Raw genomic sequence first — 19115 nt, 5'->3', positions numbered from 1 at the left:
ATGGAAATGCCAGAGGCCTCGCGATTGCGGGGCCTCTGGCATTTTTGCATCTGCCTTGCCGGCCTCTTCGCGGGTGAACCCGCTCCCACAGGTACTGCACCCATTCCGGATCCGGTGCCGTACCTGTGGGAGCGGGTTTACCCGCGAAGAGGCCGGTTCAGGCAACCGATGTCGCTCTGGCCACCTCTTTGTGCGCCAGCAACGTGTAGATACAAGGCAACACAAACAGGGTAAACAGCGTGCCGATCGACATCCCGGTGGCAATCACCGTACCGATGTCGAAGCGGCTGACCGCCCCCGCCCCGGTCGCCAGGATCAGCGGCACCATGCCGAACACCATCGCCGCCGTGGTCATCAGCACCGGCCGCAGGCGAATCGCCGCGGCCTCCTCGATCGCCTCGCGCACGCTCAGGCCGCGCTCCTCACGCAACTGGTTGGCAAACTCGACAATGAGGATGCCGTGCTTGCTGATCAGCCCGATCAGCGTCACCAGCCCGACCTGGGTGTAGATGTTCATGCTCGATACGCCCAGGAACAGCGGCAGCAGCGCGCCACAGATCGACAACGGTACCGTCACCAGAATCACCAGCGGGTCGCGGAAGCTTTCGAACTGCGCCGCCAGCACCAGGAAGATGATCGCCAACGCCAGGCCGAAGGTCACCCACAGCGCGCTGCCTTCCTGTACGTACTGCCGCGCCACGCCGGCATAGTCGAAGGCGAAGCCTTCCGGAGCCTCTTCGCGGGCGATGCCCTGCACGGTCTGCAGCGCTTCGCCCAGGCTGACCATGGGCACGCCCTGGATGATCGCCGAGTTCAGCTGCTGGAACTGGTTGAGCTGGCGCGGGCGGGCGCGGTCGGTGAGGGTGATCAGGGTGGATAGTGGCAGCAGCTGGCCCTGGTCGTTCTTCACGTAGTAGTTGTTCAGCCAGCCGGGGTTGTCGCGGTACGGCCGCTCGACCTGGGCAATCACCTTGTAGCTGCGGCCTTCGAGGGTGAAGCGGTTGATTTCCGCCTCGCCCAGCAAGGTCGCCAGGGTGCTGCCCAAGGTGTCCATCGACACCCCCATCTGCGCCGCCTTGGCCCGGTCGATATCCACCACCACCTCGGGCTTGTCGAAGGCCAGGTCGATGTCGAGGAAGGCGAATTTTCCGGATTCCTGGGCGCGGGCCTTGATGCGCTGGGCCACATCCAGCAGTGCCGGGTAGTCGCCAGCGCTGTTGATGACGAACTGGAATGGCAGGCCCTCGCCGGTGCCGGGCAGTGACGGCAGGTTGAAGCCGAAAATCTGCAGGCCACTGATTTCCTCGAGCTTGCTCTGCACCAGCGGCAGCAGCTCCATCTGTGTGCGCTCGCGCTCGTTCCAGGGCTTGAGCAGGAAGCCGCCGATGCCGGTCTGCACGCCATTGAAACCGTTGATCTGGAACGATGAGTAGTACTCGGGGAAAGCCTTGAACAGCGGGGTGAATTCGTCGGTATAGGCGTTGAGGTAATCAAGGTTGGCCGGCTGCGGCGAACTGCTCATCATGAAGATCACCCCCTGGTCCTCGTTGGGCGCCAGTTCGTTCTGGGTGAACTTCAGCAGTACCGGAATCAGGCACAGGATGATCACGGCAAACACCAGCACGACAGGCCGGCTGTCGAGGGTGGTGTGCAGCAGGCGCTGGTAGCGCACCTTCAGGCGTTCGAACAGCATGTCCAGGCGGTGGGCCAGGCCGCTGGGGTTCTGTTCCTGGCGCAGCAGCAGGGCGCACATCATCGGTGACAGGGTGAGGGCAACGATGCCGGAGATGATCACCGCACCGGCCAGGGTCAGGGCAAACTCCTTGAACAGCGCGCCGGTGAGCCCGGTAAGGAAGCCGATCGGTGCATACACCGCCGCCAGGGTGATGGTCATCGACACCACCGGCATGGCGATTTCGCGGGCGCCCTCGAGGGCGGCGTCGAACGGCGACTTGCCTTCTTCCATGTGCCGGTGGATGTTCTCCACTACGACAATTGCATCGTCCACCACCAGGCCGATGGCCAGCACCATGGCCAGCAGGGTCAGCAGGTTGAGCGAATAGCCCATCATCTGCATGAAGAACAGCACACCGATCATCGACAGCGGAATGGTTACCACCGGGATCAGCACCGAACGCAGGGCACCGAGGAACAGGAACACCACCACGATGACGATCAGTACCGCTTCGCCGAGGGTCTTGATCACTTCATCGATGGAGGCCTGGATGAACAGCGTGGCATCGTAGGCGATCGATACCTTCAGCGCCGAGGGTAGCTGGCTTTCCAGCTCGGGCATGATGCGCCGCACTTCCTTGATGACGTCCAGCGGGTTGGCGGCCGGTGTGGCCTTGATGCCGATGTACACCGATGGGGTGCCGTCGAACGAGCTGACCGTGTCGTAGTTTTCCGCCCCCATCTCGACCCGTGCCACATCGCCCAGCAGCACGCGGCTATCGCCACTGGTCTTGACCGGCAGGGCGGCGAACGCCTCGGCCGACTTCAGCTCGGTGCTGGCGTTGATGCTGGTGACCACGTATTCGCCCTTCACCTCGCCGGCCGCGGAAAGGAAGTTGTAGCGACGCACGGCATTGGTCACGTCGGTGGCCGACAGGCCATAGCCTGCCAGTTTCACCGGGTCGATCCAGATGCGCATGGCGAACACCTGGTTGCCGAGGATTTCCGCTTCGGCCATGCCCGGCAGGGTCGCCAGCTTGGGCTGGATCACCCGTGACAGATAGTCGGTGATTTGCGGGTTGCTCATCTCCTTGCTGTAGAAACTGATGTACATCAGCGCCGAGGCATCGGCGGCTTCCTTGCTCAGTACCGGGTCTTCCGAGTCCTGGGGCAGCTTGTTGCGCACTTCGTTGGCCTTGGCCAGCAGTTCGGTGAACAACCGGTCGCTGTCGGCGCCGATGCGGGCGTAGATGGAAATGATCGAGAAGTTCTGCCGGCTCACCGAGGTCATGTAGTCGATGCCTTCGGCGCTGGCCAGGCTTTGCTGCAGCGGCTGGGTGATATAGCCCTGGATGGTCTCGGCGTTGGCGCCGGGGTAGGCGGTGGTCACCGTGATCAGGGCGTTTTCCATTTGCGGGTACTGGCGGATCTGCAGCTTGTTCCAGGCCTGGAAGCCCAGCAGCAGGATCAGCAGGCTGACCACGCTGGCCAGCACCGGGCGGCGGATGAACGGGTCGGTGAACGCCATGCCAGCCTCCTGTCAGTCCTTGCCCGGCGCGCCTTGGGCGGGCTTGAGGGCTTTGTCCTGGCCGATGCGGATCGCGGCGCCGGGGGTGAGCTTCAGTTGGCCGGCGGTGACCACCTGTTCCCCGGCCTGCAGGCCCTTGCTGACCACCACCACGCCGTCACGGCGCTCGCCGGTCTGCACCGTGCGCTGCTCGGCGGTGAGCTGCGGCTGGCCCTTGTCGTCGTTTTCCGGCTTGCCGTCCTTGTCCTTTTTCGGCGTGGCGACGTACACCGAGTTGCCATACAGGGTGTAGGTGATGGCGCTTTCCGGTACTACCACTTGTGGCTGCGGGTTGGGTAGCAGGATCAGCAGGCTGGCGAACATGCCCGGCAGCAGCTTGCCATCCGGGTTGGCCATGGTCGCGCGCACCAGCAGGTTGCGCGTGGTTTCCTCGACCTTGGGGTTGATGGCGCTGAGGCTGGCGGGGAAGGTCTGGCCCGGGTAGGCGGCCACCTGCACCAGCACCTGCTGGCCCAGGCTGAGGTGCGGCAGGGCCTGTTCCGGTACGTTGAAGTCGACGTAGAGGCTGGATGTGTCCTGCAGGGTGGCGATCACCGTGCCGGCGGCCAGGTAGTCGCCGACGTCCACCTGGCGAATGCCGATGGTGCCGCTGAACGGGGCGCTGATGCTCTTCTTGGTCTTCGATGCCTTGAGCTGGTCGACCACCGCCTGGTTGCGCCGGTACTGGGCGGTGAGGCGGTCGAACTCGCCGCGGGAGATGGCCGAGTCGCCGACCAGCTGGCTGCCACGACCGAAATCTACCTTGGCCAGGCCCAGGTCGGCCTGGGCGGTGCCGAGCAGGGCGGTTTCCTGATCGTCGTTGAGTTGCAGCAACAGTTGCCCGGCCTTGACCTGCTGGCCCGAGTCGAAATGCAGGGCCTTGACGATACCTTCCACCTCCAGGCTCAGCTCCACGCCCTGTAGCGCCTTGAGGCTGCCGACGGCGGGCAGGCGCTCTTGCCACGGGCGCTGTTCGGCCAAGGCGGCCGCCACGGTGATGGGCGGCTTGGGGGCAGTGAACATCTGGATCTGCTGGTAGATCGAAAAGGCTTTGTAGCCCCCCAGGGCCAGCACGATCAGCAGAACCACGGCCAACATGATGAGCATGCGGCGGCGCAGCATAGTCCGGTTCCTTGGATGCGGTTGTTATTCGCTTAGACACGACAACGGGCGATCCTGCCCACGTGTGGATGGGGGAAGTATTGACTGTTTTTGGGGGGAAGGGGAGTGGAATGCCTGTGCCGGCCCCTTCGCGGCTGAAGCCGCTCCCACAGGGACCGCGCAGTCAGCGGGTTGCGCTATTCCTGTGGGAGCGGCTTTAGCCGCGAAGGGGCCAGTACAGCCAACCCGAAAATCAGACGAGATGCAGGTGGTTGTCCCAGAAACCGGACGGCAGGTTCATCGGTTGCCCGACCAGCTCGGCCTTGCGGCAATCATAGAACCGGCAACGGCCCTGCCCGGAGGTGACGACAAAGCCGTCCTGTACCGCGCCTACCCCCGCGCAATCGGGCATTGGCGCATCCAGCCGCACCGCGCCGCTGTCCAGGTCCCAGACGAACAGGCGGTTGGCCCGTGGCGCGGTCAGCGCGACCAGCCGAAGCTCGCTGTGGATAGCCACGCTGGCGGTGTACTGGGCCATGGCCTGCAACTGCCGCTCCGGCACCGGGAAGGCCTTGAACGGCTCGCCCGGGCGCTTGATCGCCAGCAGCTCTGCGGTTTCATCGGCATCGCCCATGAACTGTTGGCAGGCGGCGATAGTGCCATCGCTGCCTACCGCCAGGTGGCGCACGCTGTTCATCTGCTGGGCCAGGGTTTCCTTGCTCAGCAGGGTACCGTCGCGCTGCATCAGCACCAGGCTCGGTTCCATGGCGTCGAGGTTCATCTCCACCCGGCTTTCGGCTTCGGTGCGGATACCGCCGTTGGCCACGATCAGCGTTTCGCCGTCCGGCAGCCAGGCCACTTCGTGCGGGCCGATACCGTGGGTCGGAATCTCCCCGCTGTGCACCAGGCGCTCGCCTTCGAAACGGTACACACCGAGTACGCCACGCCCCGGGTCGGTGGTGTCGTTCTCGGTGGCATACAGCCATTCGCCACTTTTGTGGATGACCGCGTGGCCGTAGAAGTGCCGGTTCGGCTGCGAGGTGACGGTCTGCAGCAGGCGCCCGTCGCGCAGGTCGACCAGGTAGCTTTCGGTGCCGGGACGGCGGGCGACGAACAGGGCGATCGGCAGGTCCGGGTGATGGATGATGGCATGGCAACGTTGGGCGACCTGGGTGCTGAACACCTGGGTGCCGTCCAGGCGGAACCCGACCGCATAGTGCTTGCCGTCGCCGTCGTCACGCGCCGACAGCAGCAGGGGCTCGCTGCCTTTGTTGCGGAACAGGCTCCAGCCGCCCAGGGTGAGGGCGCTGAGCAATACGCTACCGAGTTTGAGGGCCTGGCGTCGCAGCATGATCAGTCACCGTCGTTGGCATTGAAGCCCAGCTGGATGTTCAACGCCTTGGCCAGCTCGCCTTCGTGCAGGCGGTGGACGGCGTTGAGGCTGTCGTAGATCTGGTTCAGGGTTTGCTGGCCGGCGTCGTCGGCCAGCAGCTCGCCCAGGGTCTTCTGGTTGGCGGCCAGCAGTTTGAGCGAGGCAGCGTAGGCGGCGTCGATCTTGTCCGCCAAGGCTTTCTGATCGCTGGACAGCAAGCCGCGCAGGCCTTGGTTGTCGACCCCGACCCAGACCGCTTCGGCGGCCTTGAGGCTGGCCTCCAGGCTCTTGAGCGAGCTGTGGCTGCGCCAGGCTTCGGCCTGCAGTGGCTGCGGGATACCCTTGCTCTGGCGGCCCATCGGCGCACCGAGCTTTTTCTTCAGGCTGTCCAGGGCGGTGACCTGGGCGCGCAGCAGGTCGGCGATGGCCTCGTGGGAGTCGGCGTAGCGCTGGTTGGGGAACTTGGTCATCTGCGAGAGCATGCCGTCGGTGCTGTTCCAGCCCTTGAGGATCTCTTCGGCCAGGGCCTTCTGGTGTTCACCAATGGCGACCAGCAACGGGCAGTAGCGGGCTTTCTGCTCGGCTGTGGCGATGTCCGGCTTGCTGTCGAACAGGATGTACTCGTAGGCCGACAGGCCACGTACCACCACGCTGGCCTTGCCCAGGGCCGCGGCATCGACCGGCTGGTCGGCGTTGACCAGCTGCTCGACCTGGCGGCCGACCAGGTTCTTCTTGTCGGGCCAGAACTGTACCTGCCAGGCGCGGTTGCCTTCGGCCAGCGGGCCGACCAGCAGCGGTTGCAGTTCGGCCCAGGCCTTTTGCGCGTTGAGGAAGTCGGCACGGGCCTTGTCCAGGGTTTCCTTGCCTTCGCAGTAGGCCAGGGCGCTGGCGGCCAGCGTGCGGTCGGCTTCGACCCAGCGGCTGTAGGTGGGCAGGATCACCTGCTTGGCGATGGCAGCGGAGGTCACGGCTTGCGGGTCCTGCGGCGAGCAGGCGCCGAGGGCGAGTGCGGCGAGGCTGGTGAACAACAGTTTGGGTCGGAACATGCCCGGCTCCTTTGCGCTTTTTAAAGTGAGTTCAGGAAAGCCAGCAACGCGGCACGCTGCTCGGCATTGAAAGTGAGTACGAAATTGCGTGCCGCCTCGGCCTCGCCACCGTGCCAGAGCACGGCTTCGAGCAGGTTGCGGGCGCGGCCGTCGTGCAGGAACTGGCTGTGGCCACTGACCGTTTCGCTCAGGCCGATGCCCCACAGTGGCGGGGTGCGCCAGTCCTGGCCGTTGGCGGCAAATTCGGTGCGCTCGTCGGCCAGGCCCGGGCCCATGTCATGCAGCAGCAGGTCGCTGTAGGGACGGATCAGCTGGTTGGCCAGCTCCGGCTCGGCGGCATTGGCGGCGGTGGTGAACTGCGGTGTATGGCAGCCCTGGCAGCCGGCCTGGTAGAACAGGTTCTTGCCCGCCAGCACCTGCGGCGAGCCCACATCGCGGCGGGCCGGCACGGCCAGGTTGCGGGTGTAGAAGGTGACCAGGCGCAGGATGTTGTCGCTGACTTCCTTCTCGCCATTGGCGCCGTCGCCGTTGGGCGCGGCCAGGCAGTCGGCCTGCGCCGGGGTACAGTCGTCGTTGGGCAGCAGGGTGGTGGTCAGGCCCATGTCGCCGGCAAAGGCGTGCACGTTCTGCTGGTTGACGTTGGGCTGCCCGGCCTTCCAGCCGAAGCGGCCGACCACGGTCTTGCCCTGGGCGTCGTCCCACACCCGGTTGGCCCGGCCGCGGATGCCGTCGCGGTTGCGGTCATCCGGGTCTTCGTTGGCCAGCAGGTCGGCTTCGGGGATGGCTTCGAGCAGGCCCAGGCCGATCATTGGCGGCGCCACCCGCGCCGAAAAGCGCGTGTCGGGGTGCATCACGCCATAGCCGAGCTGGGTGATCTGCAGGGCCGGCTTGCGCAGCTCGACCTGGTGGCCGTCCTCGAACGACACCGTTTCGCTGGTGTAGCTCACCCGCACCTTGCCTTCCGGCGTCACGCCGGGGATGGCCATGTCCTGCAGCTGGGTGCCATAGACCGGCTCCGGCACCACGCCGAGGCGTTCGACCACCTTGGCCAGGTAGGGCTGGTCGGGGATCGACAGGCGTACCAGCATCGATACGGCGTTGCTGTCGCCCGGCTCTGGCGGGTGGCCGCGGCCGTCGCGCACGTGGCAGTTCTGGCAGGCATTGGTGTTGAACAGCGGGCCCAGGCCGTCACGGGCGGTGGTGGTGGACGGGGCGATCACCCAGGGGTTGCGGAAGAAGCTGTTGCCTACGGCGAAGTCCAGGCGCCGCTCGGGCGAGAGGTTGGCCGAGGGCAGGGAATAGGCATTGCGGTCAGTGCGCTGCACGGTGGCTTTGCCGCCCGACAACGCTTCGCCGGGCTCGGCCTGGGTGAAACGCGGGGCGTCGTCACAGGCGGCGAGGGCAAAGGCCAGCAGCAGGGGGGAGAGTCGGGACAGCGACAAGGACATCGAGAATCCTGGGCGTGAGCGAAAAACCGGCGTGCAAGCTTAGCAGGGTGAGGGAGTTTGAATAAGAGCAATTTGCAATTGCTGGATGAAATCGGTGTCAGTTGGCCATGTCGGCAGCATTGGTGCGGGCTCTTGTAGGAGCGGCCTTGTGTCGCGAAGGGCCGCAAAGCGGCCCCAGGACCATAGCGTCAACGTCCAGATAGCTGGGGCTGCTTTGCAGCCCTTCGCGACACAAGGCCGCTCCTACAGGGGACCGTGCAGCTTGCAAAGAAAAAGGCGACCCGAAGGCCGCCTCTTTCAGAACCGCTACAGCAGGATCAGAACTCGTGATCCGCGGTATCCGGGTTCAGGTTGGCAATGCCCAGCTTGCCCGCGGCCTGCTCGATCGCACCGGTCTGCTTGACCAGGGAGGCGATGGCGTCACGCACGATCTGGTTGCCGGCTGCGTTGTCTGCAGCGATCAGCTGGTCGTAATGCTCGCCCTTGAGGGCGTGGTCGACGATCACCTGGATCTTGGCTTCGGTGGCTTCCAGGTCGGCCTTGAGGGTGGCGTCGGCGGCCGGGTCTACCTTGGCCACCAGCGATGACAGGCTCGGGCCGGTCACCTTGCTGCCGTCCGGGCGGGTGTACTCGCCCAGGTAGACGTTGCGGATGCCCTTGGCGTCGTAGAAGTGCGAGTAGTGGGTGTTGTCGCTGAAGCAGTCGTGCTCGTCTTCCGGCGAGTTGGCTTCCAGCGAAACCTTCATGCGTTCGCCAGCCAGTTCGCCCAGCGACAGGCTGCCCATGCCGAACAGCATCTTGCGCAGGCCGTCGTTGACCGACTCGGCTTCCAGCTTGGCGCGGTAGTTGTCGGCGACGTTCGGTGCCCAGTTGCCGACCATCTCTTCGAGGTCCTTGACCAGCAGGTCGGTGACCGCTTTCAGGTAGGCACGGCGGCGGTCGTTGTGGCCACCGGTGGCGCCCTTGCCTTCGAGGTAGTCCGACGCCGGACGGTTGCCCGCGCCCGGGCCGGTGCCGTTCAGGTCCTGGCCCCAGAGCAGGAACTCGATGGCGTGGTAGCCGGTGGCGACGTTGGCCTCGGAGCCGCCCAGTTCGTTCAGGCTGGCAAGCTTCTCGGGGGTGATGTCCTTGACGTCGATCTTCTCTTCGCCCACCTGGATCTCGGTGTTGGCGATGATGTTGGCGTTGGCCGCCGGGTTGCCCAGGGCGTGCTCATAGCTCTTGTCGACGTAGTCGATCAGGCCTTCGTCCAGCGGCCAGGCGTTCACCTGGCCTTCCCAGTCGTCGATGATGGTGTTGCCGAAGCGGAAGGCTTCGCTCTGCAGGTACGGTACGCGCGAGGCGACCCAGGCTTCTTTGGCTGCCTTCAGGGTTTCGTCGTTGGGCTTGGCCAGGAACGCGTCGACTGCGGTCTGCAGGGTCTTGGCGGTGCTCAGCGAGTCGCTGTACACGGCGTAGACCAGCTCGGCGTAATGCTTGACCACGGCTTTGCCGGCGGCTTCGTCGACAGCCCCGGGCGCCGCAGCGGTGGTGCTGGCGGCAGCAGGTGCCTGGGCTTGCGGCGCGGCGGCCTTGTCGTCCTTGCCTTCACCGCAACCGGCGAGAGCGATGGCAATGGCCAGCAGACTGGCGGAGGCCAGAGGCATTCGAATCATTATTGGTTTTCCTGCGTCGTGTGGTTGGACCAAGGGGTGGACCGTGCGCCGTGGCACGCGAAACCGCAACATCATGCGAAAGATTTGCATTTGCTGTAAAGGGGGCGGGCATGCAATTCGTGTAAATGCCGGTCACGGCCTGTAACCGGGCAGGCGACTCAGAACATCGAAACCTGGTTTCGCTGCGCCTGCTTGAGGAAGTTGGTCAGCTCACGGGCCGACAGCGGCTTGCTGTAGTGGTAGCCCTGGCCCTCGTGGCAGCCCTGGGCGACGATGTAGGTTTCCTGTTCGGCGGTTTCCACGCCTTCGGCGATCACCTGCATCCCCAGGCTCTTGCCGAGCTGGATGATGGCGCGAACGATGGTGGCGTCGTCATCGTCGTCCAGCAGGTCCTGGACGAAGCTCTTGTCGATCTTGATCTTGTCCAGCGGCAGCGATTTCAGGTAGCTGAGCGACGAGTAGCCGGTGCCGAAGTCGTCGATGGCAATCAGTGCTCCGGAGCGGCGCAGGCTCAGCAGGTGCTGGGCGGCGGTGCTGATGTCTTCCATCAGGCCGGTCTCGGTGACTTCCAGCTCCAGGCTGCGCGGCGGCAGGCGATAGGCCTGCAGCAGGTTGTTGACCACCCGCGGCAGTTCGTTGTGGTGCAGCTGCACGGTGGACAGGTTGACCGCCATGCGCAGCTCGCTGAAGCCCATGTCGTGCCATTCGCGCAATTGCCGGCAGGCCTGGTCGAGTACCCATTCGCCGATGCTGATGATGCTGCCGTTCTGTTCGGCCAGGGGGATGAACTGGTCTGGCGGCACCATGCCCAGCTCCGGGTGCTGCCAGCGCAGCAATGCCTCGACACCGACCACGCGGTGGTCGCGGTAGCTGATCTGTGGCTGGTACACCAGGTACAGCTGGTTGCGCGGCAGGGCTTCGCGCAGGTCCTTTTCCAGCTCGCGACGGCGGCGCATCTCGCTGTCGACGCTGGCGATGTAGAACTGGTAGCGGTTGCGCGAGCGGGCCTTGGCCAGGGTCATGGTCTGTTCGGCTTTCTGCAGCAGCTTCTCGGTGCTGTCGCCGTCTTCCGGGAACAGGGTGATGCCGATGGTGGCGCGCAGGCGGATCTGCTGGTGGTGGTCGAGGTCGAACGGCACTTCCAGGTCGTCGAGGATACTCTGCGCCAGTTCGGCCGCCTCGTAAGGCTGCTCGATATTGGCCTGCACCAGGGCGAACTGGTCACCACCCAGGCGTGCCAGGGCGCCCAGGCGGCCACTGTGGGCGCGCAGGCGGTCGGCCAGGGCCAGCAGCAGCTGGTCGCCGACCTGGTAGCTGAACTGCTCGTTGATGCCCTTGAAGTCGTCCAGGCCTACGCACAGTACCGCCACGCGGTGTTGCAGGCGGCCGCCGTCGACGAGGATCTTGTCCAGTTGCTGCTGCAGCTGCTGGCGGTTAGGCAGGCCGGTGAGGAAGTCGTACTGGGCCATGCGTTGCAGGCTGTTTTCCGCCTCGTGGCGCAGATGGGTGTTGCGCTCGATCGAGGCCAGCAGCTGGTTGGCGGTATTCACCCACAGGCCCAGCTCGTTCTTCTCGTGGCCCTTGAGCAGCGGCAGCTGGTGCTGGCTTGGGCGGTCGGGGTTGATCTGGGTGAGGTGCTCGATGATCTTCGACAGCGGTTTGGTCAGCAGCCAGTGGTAGACCAGGTACAGCACCAGGCCCATGGCCAGGGCCCGCAGCACACCGGAGATGAAGATGATCACGGCGTTGATCAGGAAGTCTTCGCCATAGGACGAGGTGTCCAGGGTGATGCTCAGGTCGCCGTAGTATTCGCTGTAGGGGCCGCGGCCGACCAGTTGCGTGGTGTAGGTACGTTCCTGGCCGAGGATCAGGTCGGTCAGCCAGCGCATGGACATGTCCTGCAACGGGCGGGACTTTTCCGCCAGCATGGTTTCGTTGGGGTGGCCGATGGAGGCCATGCGTACCGATTCGTCCTGGAACAGGCCTTCCATCACCTGCATGCCCATTTCGCGGTCGAGGCTGTATACCGCCTGGGTGGAGGGGTCGCGGAACATGTCGAGGATGCGCTGGGCATCGTTGTTCACGGCCTGGCGGGTCTTGTAGGTGTCGTAGACGATTTGCGCACAGCTGAGCACGACACCGACCGCTAGCGCCGACAGCAGCACGACCCTGAGCAACTTGACCGACAAGCTGTTCCGCAATTCCAGCTTCAATGGGGTTTCCTTAATCCATGCGCATGGCATCATTTTGCCATCAACGATGACGATACACTATCGGCCGACCATCAATAGTGTATCGGTTGCCTGACCCCGCAACTTGAATGCGCCGTAACAATCTTCCAGAGGTTTGATGTTAGCGTGCTATGCGGGCTGAGCAAGCAAAACCGTGCTGGCTTTTTCGCGGGTAAACCCGCTCCCACAGGGATAGCATCAAGTCCACAAGCTGCGCCGTACCTGTGGGAGCGGGTTCACCCGCGAAGAGGCCGGTACAGGCATAAAAAAACCCGGCACCGGGCCGGGTTTTTCGTTCAGGGCTGAATGACTCAGGCCTTGAAGGTCTTGCCTTCGAACTGATCGGCAACGAAGGCCCAGTTGACCAGGTTCCAGAACGCCTCGACGTACTTCGGACGCAGGTTGCGGTAGTCGATGTAGTAGGCGTGTTCCCAGACGTCGCAGGTCAGCAGCGGGGTGTCGCCGCTGGTCAGCGGGCAGCCGGCGCCGATGGTGCTGGCCAGGGCCAGGGAACCGTCAGCCTTCTTCACCAGCCAGCCCCAGCCGGAACCGAAGGTGCCAACCGAAGTCTTGGTGAACTCTTCCTTGAACTTGTCGAAGGAACCGAAAGCGGCGTTGATGGCGTCAGCCAGGGCACCGGTCGGCTGGCCACCGGCGTTTGGTGCCAGGCAGTTCCAGTAGAAGGTGTGGTTCCAGACTTGAGCGGCGTTGTTGAAGATGCCGCCCGAAGAGCTCTTGACGATCTCTTCCAGGGTCTTGCCTTCGAATTCGGTGCCTGGGACCAGGTTGTTCAGGTTCACGACATAGGTGTTGTGGTGCTTGTCGTGGTGATACTCCAGGGTTTCCTTGGAGATGTGCGGCTGCAGGGCATCGTGGGCGTACGGCAGCGGCGGCAATTCAAAAGCCATGGTGGATCTCCTGATTCAGGTCTGTTTGCGGTTTGCGCAAGGCCGATCACGGGCGGCCCGATGAGCGTCGGCGAGTTTGTACTCTTTGCGACGCAAGGGCTGGATCATAGCACCGGGCCCGGCGCATAACCACGCAACAAAGATAGGGAATAGAGGTTCCAGAGCGGTTGGGGCGTGCCGACCGGTGGTGTTCGGCTTATCCCTTGTGGCGCCTGGCAGATCGAGCGCCACGCGGGCGGCGCTCGATCTCACAGGCGCTAAAATGTTGTGACTAGCCCAGCTCAGTTGAAGATCAACTGCGCCGCCACCGCGAACATCATCACCGCCACCATCAGGTCGAGCATGCGCCAGGTCGCCGGCCTGGCCAGCCACGGTGCCAGCCAGGCGGCACCGATCGCCAGTGTCGAGAACCACAGCAGCGAGGCGCTGGCAGCGCCGGCCACGTAGGCGCCAGGCGCAGCCTGCTGGGCGCCCAGCGAGCCGATCAGCAGCACCGTGTCGAGGTACACGTGCGGGTTCAGCAGGGTCACCGCCAGGGCGCTGAGCAGTACCGCGCGGCGTGAGCGCGCACCCTGGCCTTGCTGGTGTTGCAGGCTCTGCCTGGAGCAGGCGCTGCGCAAAGCCTTGGCGCCGTACCAGATCAGGAACACCGCACCGCCCCAGCGGGCGATCGCCAGCAACGTCGGGTTGTGCGCCAGCACGGTGGCCAGGCCGAACACTCCGGCCGCCACCAGGATGGCGTCACAGACGATACACAGTGCCGCCACCGGCAAATGATGCTCGCGGCGCAAGCTCTGCGCGAGGACGAAGGCGTTCTGTGCACCGATGGCCATGATCAGGCCGAAGGCCACGAGCATGCCGTTGAGATAGCTTTGCCACATGGCGTGCTCTCCAAAGAGTCCAAAAGATGCTGGTCATTGTGATGAACCACGCTGTATAAGAAAAACAAATAGAGCTGATCCGTCATTAGGAAAATCGATGTTCGACTACAAGCTGCTGGCCGCCCTTGCCGCGGTGATCGAGCAGGGCGGTTTCGAACGCGCGGCGCAGGTGCTGGGCTTGTCGCAGTCGGCCATCTCCCAGCGCATCAAGCTGCTCGAGGCGCGGGTCGGCCAGCCGGTGCTGGTGCGTGCCACACCGCCAAGCCCGACCGAAGTCGGCCGCCAGTTGCTCAACCATGTGCAGCAGGTGCGCCTGCTCGAACGCGACCTGCAGCGCCAGGTGCCGGCGCTGGACGAGGAGGGCATGCCGGAGCGCCTGCGCATCGCCCTCAACGCCGACAGCCTGGCTACCTGGTGGGCCGGCGCAGTGGGCAACTTCTGCGCACAGCAGAACGTGCTGACCGACCTGGTGGTGGAAGACCAGGAAGTGGGCCTGAAACGCATGCGTGCGGGCGAAGTGGCGGCCTGCCTGTGTGGTAGCGAGCGGCCGGTGGCCGGCGCGCGCAGCCTGCCGCTGGGCGCCATGCGCTACCGGGCGCTGGCCAGCCCCGGATTCATGGCGCGGCATTTTCCGCAGGGCTTCGCTGCCAGCCGCCTGGCCCGTACCCCGGCGATCGTGTACGGCCCGGACGACTTCCTGCAACACCGCTACCTGGCATCGCTGGGCATCGAGGATGGCTTCCTGCACCACTTGTGCCCGTCGTCCGAAGGCTTCCTGCGCATGACCGAAGCCGGCCTGGGCTGGGGCCTGGTGCCGGAACTGCAGGCTCGCGAGCAACTGGCCAGCGGCCAGTTGGTGGAAATCTGCAGCGATACCCCCATCGATGTGCCGCTGTACTGGCATCATTGGCGCAATGGCGGGCAACTGCTCGCGCAACTGACCGACCACCTGCGGCACACCGCACGGCAATGGCTGGTGCCCTTGTAGCCACGGCTGGCGTCAGTTGCATCTGAAATCTGGCAAGACGGAGTCTTACATGCGAATTCTGGTCACCGGCGCGAGTGGCTTCATTGGCGGGCGCTTTGCGCGCTTTGCCCTGGAGCAGGGCCTGGACGTGCGGGTCAGCGGCCGTCGAGCCGAAGGGGTCGAGCACCTGGTCAAGCGCGGCGCCCAGTTCATCCCCGGCGACCTGGGTGATGCCGAGCTGGCACGCCGCCTTTGCCAGGGCGTCGAGGCGGTGGTGCACTGCGCCGGCGCAGTGGGCAACTGGGGGCGCTACCAGGACTTCTATCAAGGCAATGTGGTGGTCACCGAAAACGTGGTCGAGGGCTGCTTGAAGGAGCACGTACGGCGGCTGGTACACCTGTCGTCGCCGTCGATCTACTTCAATGGCCGCTCGCGCCTGGACATCCGGGAAGACCAGGTGCCGCGCCGCTTCCATGACCACTACGGGCAGACCAAGCACATGGCCGAGCAGAAAGTGTTCGGTGCCCAGGAGTTCGGCCTCGAGGTGCTGGCGCTGCGCCCGCGCTTCGTCACCGGCGCCGGCGATGCCAGTATCTTCCCGCGGCTGATGCAGATGCAGCGCAAGGGGCGTGTGGCGATCATCGGCAACGGCCTGAACAAAGTCGATTTCACCAGCGTGCACAACCTCAACGAAGCGCTGCTCAGTGCCCTGTTCGCTGACGACCGGGCGCTGGGCCAGGCCTATAACATCAGCAACGGCCAGCCGCTGCCGCTGTGGGACGTGGTCAACTACGTGATGCGCCAGATGCAGTTGCCGCAGGTTACCCGGTACCGCTCCTACGGCCTGGCCTACAGCCTGGCCGCGCTGAACGAGGCGGCCTGCATGTTGTGGCCGGGGCGCCCGCAACCGACCCTTTCGCGTCTGGGGATGCAGGTGATGAGCCGCGATTTCACCCTGGATATCAGCCGCGCCCGGCAGCACCTGGACTACCAGCCCAAGGTCAGCCTGTGGACGGCGCTGGATGAATTCTGTGCCTGGTGGAAGCACCAGCCGCCGGGGCAGTGAAACCGTCGGGCCGACAATGGACATCAACGCGCCGCGCTGGCGGTTTATACTCGTGCCTCTTTGCGACTACCGCGGTTGAATGTATCCATGCGTAACCATGCTCACGATGACTACGATGACGTGCCTAGCCTGCGGGCCGGCACCCATGACGATGACGAACTGATGCCGGCGCACGTGGTGCGCAGCCGCCAGAAAGCCGCTCGTGGTGCCAGCACGGCGCCGCTATGGGCATTGCTCGGGGCCTCGTTCATCGCCTTGGCGGGCCTTGGCTGGTGGAGCTTCCAGCAGATCTCGCTGATGGAGCAGCAACTGGTGGCGACCCAGGAAAGCTTCGCCCGCATCAGCGAAGAGGCTGCCGGGCGCCTGCAGGCGATCAGCGGCAAGGTGGCGGCCAGCGAATCCGGCGCCACTACCAACAGCGAGGCGTTGAAGCTGCAGCTGCGCCAGTTGCAGAAGGGTGTGGCCGGGCAGACCGGCGATCTGGGCAAGCGCCTGGAGCAGGTACTGGCCGATACCCGTGAACAGCAGAAGGTCGTGACCCAGCTGCAAACCCAGTTGCAGGCGCAGCTGAAGGCGGTGAATGGTGAGCTGGCCGCGTTGCGCTCGGGGCAGGTCGATGGTGGCAAGCTGGATACGCAGTTCAAGGGCCTGAACGAACAGGTTGCTGCGCTGAAGGCCGCGCAGGCTGATGGCGCCAAGCTGGACGGGCAGCTCAAGAGCCTGGGCAACGAGGTGGCAGCGCTGAAAAAGCAGGGTAACCCGAGCGCGGCCATCCAGGACCTGGAGCAGGACATCCTGGTGCTCAAGAGCCAGATCGACAACCGCCCGGCCGCGGCGGCGTCCAGTGGTGCTTCGGTGCAGGAATTCGACGCCTTCCGGGCGCAGACGACCCGCAACCTGAATACCTTGCAGAGCCAGATCCAGAACCTGCAGCAGCAGATCAATGCCCGGCCGTGACATTGTAGGGGAGGGCTTTGCCCTCCTATCGCGACACAAGGCCGCTCCTACAGGAAATCGCGTTCCCCTGTAGGAGCGGCCTTGTGTCGCGAAAGGGCCGCAAAGCGGCCCCGGCGATTTCAGTTACAACCGCGGATAATCGATGTACCCCACCGGCCCCTTGCCATAGAAAGTCTCCGGCCGCGCCTCGTTCAACGGCGCATCCGCCGCCAGCCGCGCCGGCAGGTCAGGGTTGGCAATGAACGGCACGCCAAACGCCACGGCGTCGGCCTTGCCATTGGCCAGGGCTGCATTGGCACTGGCCTTGTCAAACCGCTCATTGACGATGTACGGGCCACCGAACGCCTCTTTGATCAGCGGGCCGATACTGTCATCGGCCTCCTTTTCCCGCGAGCAGATGAAGGCAATACCCCGCTTGCCCAGCTCACGGGCCACGTAGGTAAAGGTTTCGGCACGGTCGGCATCGCCCATGTCATGGGCATCGGCACGCGGCGCCAGGTGCACGCCCACGCGGTTTGCGCCCCACACCTCGATGGCCGCATCGGTCACTTCCAGCAGCAGCCGCGCACGGTTTTCCAGCGAGCCGCCGTAGCGGTCGGTGCGCTGGTTGGTGCTGCTCTGCAGGAACTGGTCGAGCAGGTAGCCGTTGGCACCGTGGATCTCCACGCCATCGAAACCGGCAGCCTTGGCATTCTCGGCACCGCTGCGGTAGGCCTCGACGATGTCGATGATTTCTTCGGTTTCCAGCGCGCGTGGGGTGGGGTAGTCACTGAGCGGGCGCACCAGGCTTACATGGCCCTTGGGCTGGATCGCGCTGGGGGCTACCGGCAGCTCGCCGTTCAGGTAGCTGGGGTGGGAGATGCGGCCAACGTGCCACAGCTGCAGGAAGATGCGCCCGCCAGCGGCATGCACGGCCTTGGTCACATTGTTCCAGCCACGCACTTGCTCGTCGTTCCAGATACCAGGGGTATCCGGGTAGCCGACGCCCATGGCACTGACCGAGGTCGCCTCGCTGAGGATCAGCCCGGCGCTGGCGCGCTGCACGTAGTACTCGGCCATCAGCGCATTGGGCACGCGGCCTTCGTCGGCCCGGCAGCGGGTGAGCGGGGCCATGATGATGCGGTTGGGCAGTTGCAGGTCGCCCAGGGTGATCGGATCGAAAAGCGTGGTCATGACGGTTACCTGCCTGTTCAGAGTGCTTGGCGCAGTTGTTCGAGAAACGCCTGGATAGTGGCTTCGTTGCGTTTGAAGAAGTGCCATTGGCCGATCTTCTGGCTGCTGATCAGCCCGGCGCGCTGCAGGGTGGCCAGGTGGGCGGAGACGGTCGACTGCGACAGGCCGCAGCGTTGGTCGATCTGCCCGGCACACACACCGTTCTCGGTGCTGTGGTACTGGTCGGGGAATTGCGTTGCCGGGTCCTTCAGCCAGCTGAGGATTTCTCGCCTGACCGGGTGGGCCAGCGCTTTTATGATTTCGTCGAGATCGAGAGGCATGGGTTGAGGCTCGTTGTAGCGGTATATCGCGATAGGGCGAAATGTAAATCGTGGATTCCCGATATACAAATATGAAGAGGTTCTGAGCTGAGCACGAATCGCTATATCGCGTTATAACGATATAGGCGGCGGCGGTGCTAGACTGCGCTCATGAACTACCTCGCACACCTGCACCTTGGCGGCCCGGCGCCGCAACAACTGCTTGGCAGCCTGTATGGCGACTTCGTCAAAGGCTCGCTGGAAGGGCGCTTCCCGCCTGCGCTGGAGGCGGCCATCCGGCTGCACCGGCATATCGACAGCTATACCGACCAGCACCCGTTGGTGCTGGCGGCACTGGCGCGCTTTCCGCGGGAGCGGCGGCGCTTTGCCGGCATTGTTCTGGATGTGTTTTTCGACCATTGCCTGGCCCGGCATTGGCGGGATTATGCCGAGCAGCCGCTGGCGCAGTTCACCGGGGACTTTTATCGGGTGTTGCTGGCGGAGCCCGAGTTGCCGGGGCGGCTGGCGGGGATTGCGCCGTTCATGGCGGCGGATGACTGGCTGGGGGCGTATGGCGACTTTGCCACGCTGGAGCAGGTGTTCAACGGTATTGCCCGGCGCTTGTCGCGGCCGGAGGGGATGGTTGGGGTGATGGGGGAGCTGGAGCGGCTGTATGAGCCATTGCTGGCGGACTTCAGGGAGTTTTATCCACAGTTGCAGGCGTTTGCAGCAGCGGGGCGGATGTCTGACAGTTAGTGCTGGGTTGGCGT

Annotated in this window: 15 protein-coding genes; 4 read left to right on the top strand and 11 right to left on the bottom strand. The window is 64.5% G+C overall.

Annotation, left to right across the window (positions count from 1 at the left end; all coding sequences use genetic code 11):
- Positions 1 to 157: 157 nt before the first annotated feature.
- From CAG00_RS12530 to CAG00_RS12490, 9 genes are all read right to left on the bottom strand, one after another.
- Positions 158 to 3202, bottom strand: coding sequence for a multidrug efflux RND transporter permease subunit (locus tag CAG00_RS12530; RefSeq protein ID WP_075046246.1), 3045 nt, complete (start codon positions 3200 to 3202; stop codon positions 158 to 160).
- 12 nt (positions 3203 to 3214) lie between these two features.
- The gene (locus CAG00_RS12525) at positions 3215 to 4363 is read right to left on the bottom strand and encodes an efflux RND transporter periplasmic adaptor subunit (RefSeq protein WP_075046245.1); all 1149 of its coding nucleotides are present in this window, start codon (positions 4361 to 4363) and stop codon (positions 3215 to 3217) included.
- A gap of 232 nt (positions 4364 to 4595) precedes the next feature.
- Positions 4596 to 5693 (bottom strand): DUF1513 domain-containing protein, encoded by a 1098-nt coding sequence (locus tag CAG00_RS12520; RefSeq protein WP_075046244.1) that lies wholly within the window; start codon positions 5691 to 5693, stop codon positions 4596 to 4598.
- A 2-nt stretch (positions 5694 to 5695) separates the two neighbouring features.
- Positions 5696 to 6760: an imelysin family protein gene (locus CAG00_RS12515; protein WP_025340522.1), complete on the bottom strand. Its 1065-nt coding sequence runs from the start codon at positions 6758 to 6760 to the stop codon at positions 5696 to 5698.
- A 20-nt stretch (positions 6761 to 6780) separates the two neighbouring features.
- Positions 6781 to 8208, bottom strand: a complete 1428-nt coding sequence (locus CAG00_RS12510) for a di-heme oxidoredictase family protein (protein ID WP_085664404.1) — start codon at positions 8206 to 8208, stop codon at positions 6781 to 6783.
- 317 nt (positions 8209 to 8525) lie between these two features.
- The gene (locus CAG00_RS12505) at positions 8526 to 9863 is read right to left on the bottom strand and encodes an imelysin family protein (protein WP_025340520.1); all 1338 of its coding nucleotides are present in this window, start codon (positions 9861 to 9863) and stop codon (positions 8526 to 8528) included.
- A gap of 158 nt (positions 9864 to 10021) precedes the next feature.
- Positions 10022 to 12076: a bifunctional diguanylate cyclase/phosphodiesterase gene (locus CAG00_RS12500; protein WP_085592090.1), complete on the bottom strand. Its 2055-nt coding sequence runs from the start codon at positions 12074 to 12076 to the stop codon at positions 10022 to 10024.
- A gap of 329 nt (positions 12077 to 12405) precedes the next feature.
- The gene (locus tag CAG00_RS12495) at positions 12406 to 13002 is read right to left on the bottom strand and encodes a superoxide dismutase (protein WP_085664403.1); all 597 of its coding nucleotides are present in this window, start codon (positions 13000 to 13002) and stop codon (positions 12406 to 12408) included.
- A 281-nt stretch (positions 13003 to 13283) separates the two neighbouring features.
- Positions 13284 to 13883: a LysE/ArgO family amino acid transporter gene (locus CAG00_RS12490; protein WP_003258234.1), complete on the bottom strand. Its 600-nt coding sequence runs from the start codon at positions 13881 to 13883 to the stop codon at positions 13284 to 13286.
- Positions 13884 to 13980: 97 nt separating this feature from the next.
- Between CAG00_RS12490 and CAG00_RS12485 the strand changes: the two genes are divergently transcribed.
- The 3 genes from CAG00_RS12485 to CAG00_RS12475 all read left to right on the top strand — a co-directional run bounded on the left by CAG00_RS12485 (position 13981) and on the right by CAG00_RS12475 (position 16873).
- Positions 13981 to 14871: a LysR family transcriptional regulator ArgP gene (locus tag CAG00_RS12485; protein WP_054573319.1), complete on the top strand. Its 891-nt coding sequence runs from the start codon at positions 13981 to 13983 to the stop codon at positions 14869 to 14871.
- A 49-nt stretch (positions 14872 to 14920) separates the two neighbouring features.
- A complete protein-coding gene (locus CAG00_RS12480; RefSeq protein ID WP_085664402.1) occupies positions 14921 to 15916 on the top strand; it encodes an NAD(P)-dependent oxidoreductase in 996 nt (331 codons plus the stop codon).
- Positions 15917 to 16003: 87 nt separating this feature from the next.
- Positions 16004 to 16873: an ATPase gene (locus CAG00_RS12475; RefSeq protein WP_085664401.1), complete on the top strand. Its 870-nt coding sequence runs from the start codon at positions 16004 to 16006 to the stop codon at positions 16871 to 16873.
- 123 nt (positions 16874 to 16996) lie between these two features.
- On the opposite strand, the gene CAG00_RS12470 is transcribed toward CAG00_RS12475, so the two are convergent.
- Complete coding sequence (locus CAG00_RS12470) at positions 16997 to 18046, bottom strand: alkene reductase (RefSeq protein ID WP_013974072.1); 1050 nt, start codon at positions 18044 to 18046, stop codon at positions 16997 to 16999.
- 17 nt (positions 18047 to 18063) lie between these two features.
- Positions 18064 to 18366, bottom strand: a complete 303-nt coding sequence (locus CAG00_RS12465) for a helix-turn-helix transcriptional regulator (RefSeq protein WP_003258229.1) — start codon at positions 18364 to 18366, stop codon at positions 18064 to 18066.
- Positions 18367 to 18516: 150 nt separating this feature from the next.
- Here CAG00_RS12465 and CAG00_RS12460 point away from each other — a divergent pair, with 150 nt between their 5' ends.
- On the top strand, positions 18517 to 19101 hold the full coding sequence (locus CAG00_RS12460) for an ACP phosphodiesterase (protein WP_085664400.1): 585 nt from the start codon (positions 18517 to 18519) through the stop codon (positions 19099 to 19101).
- Positions 19102 to 19115 lie beyond the last annotated feature (14 nt).

Source organism: Pseudomonas sp. B5(2017) (assembly GCF_002112825.1).
GTDB classification, from domain to species: domain Bacteria; phylum Pseudomonadota; class Gammaproteobacteria; order Pseudomonadales; family Pseudomonadaceae; genus Aquipseudomonas; species Aquipseudomonas putida_Z.
Note: the sequence above shows the minus strand (reverse complement) of the source record. Positions and strands in the feature narration are given on the sequence as shown.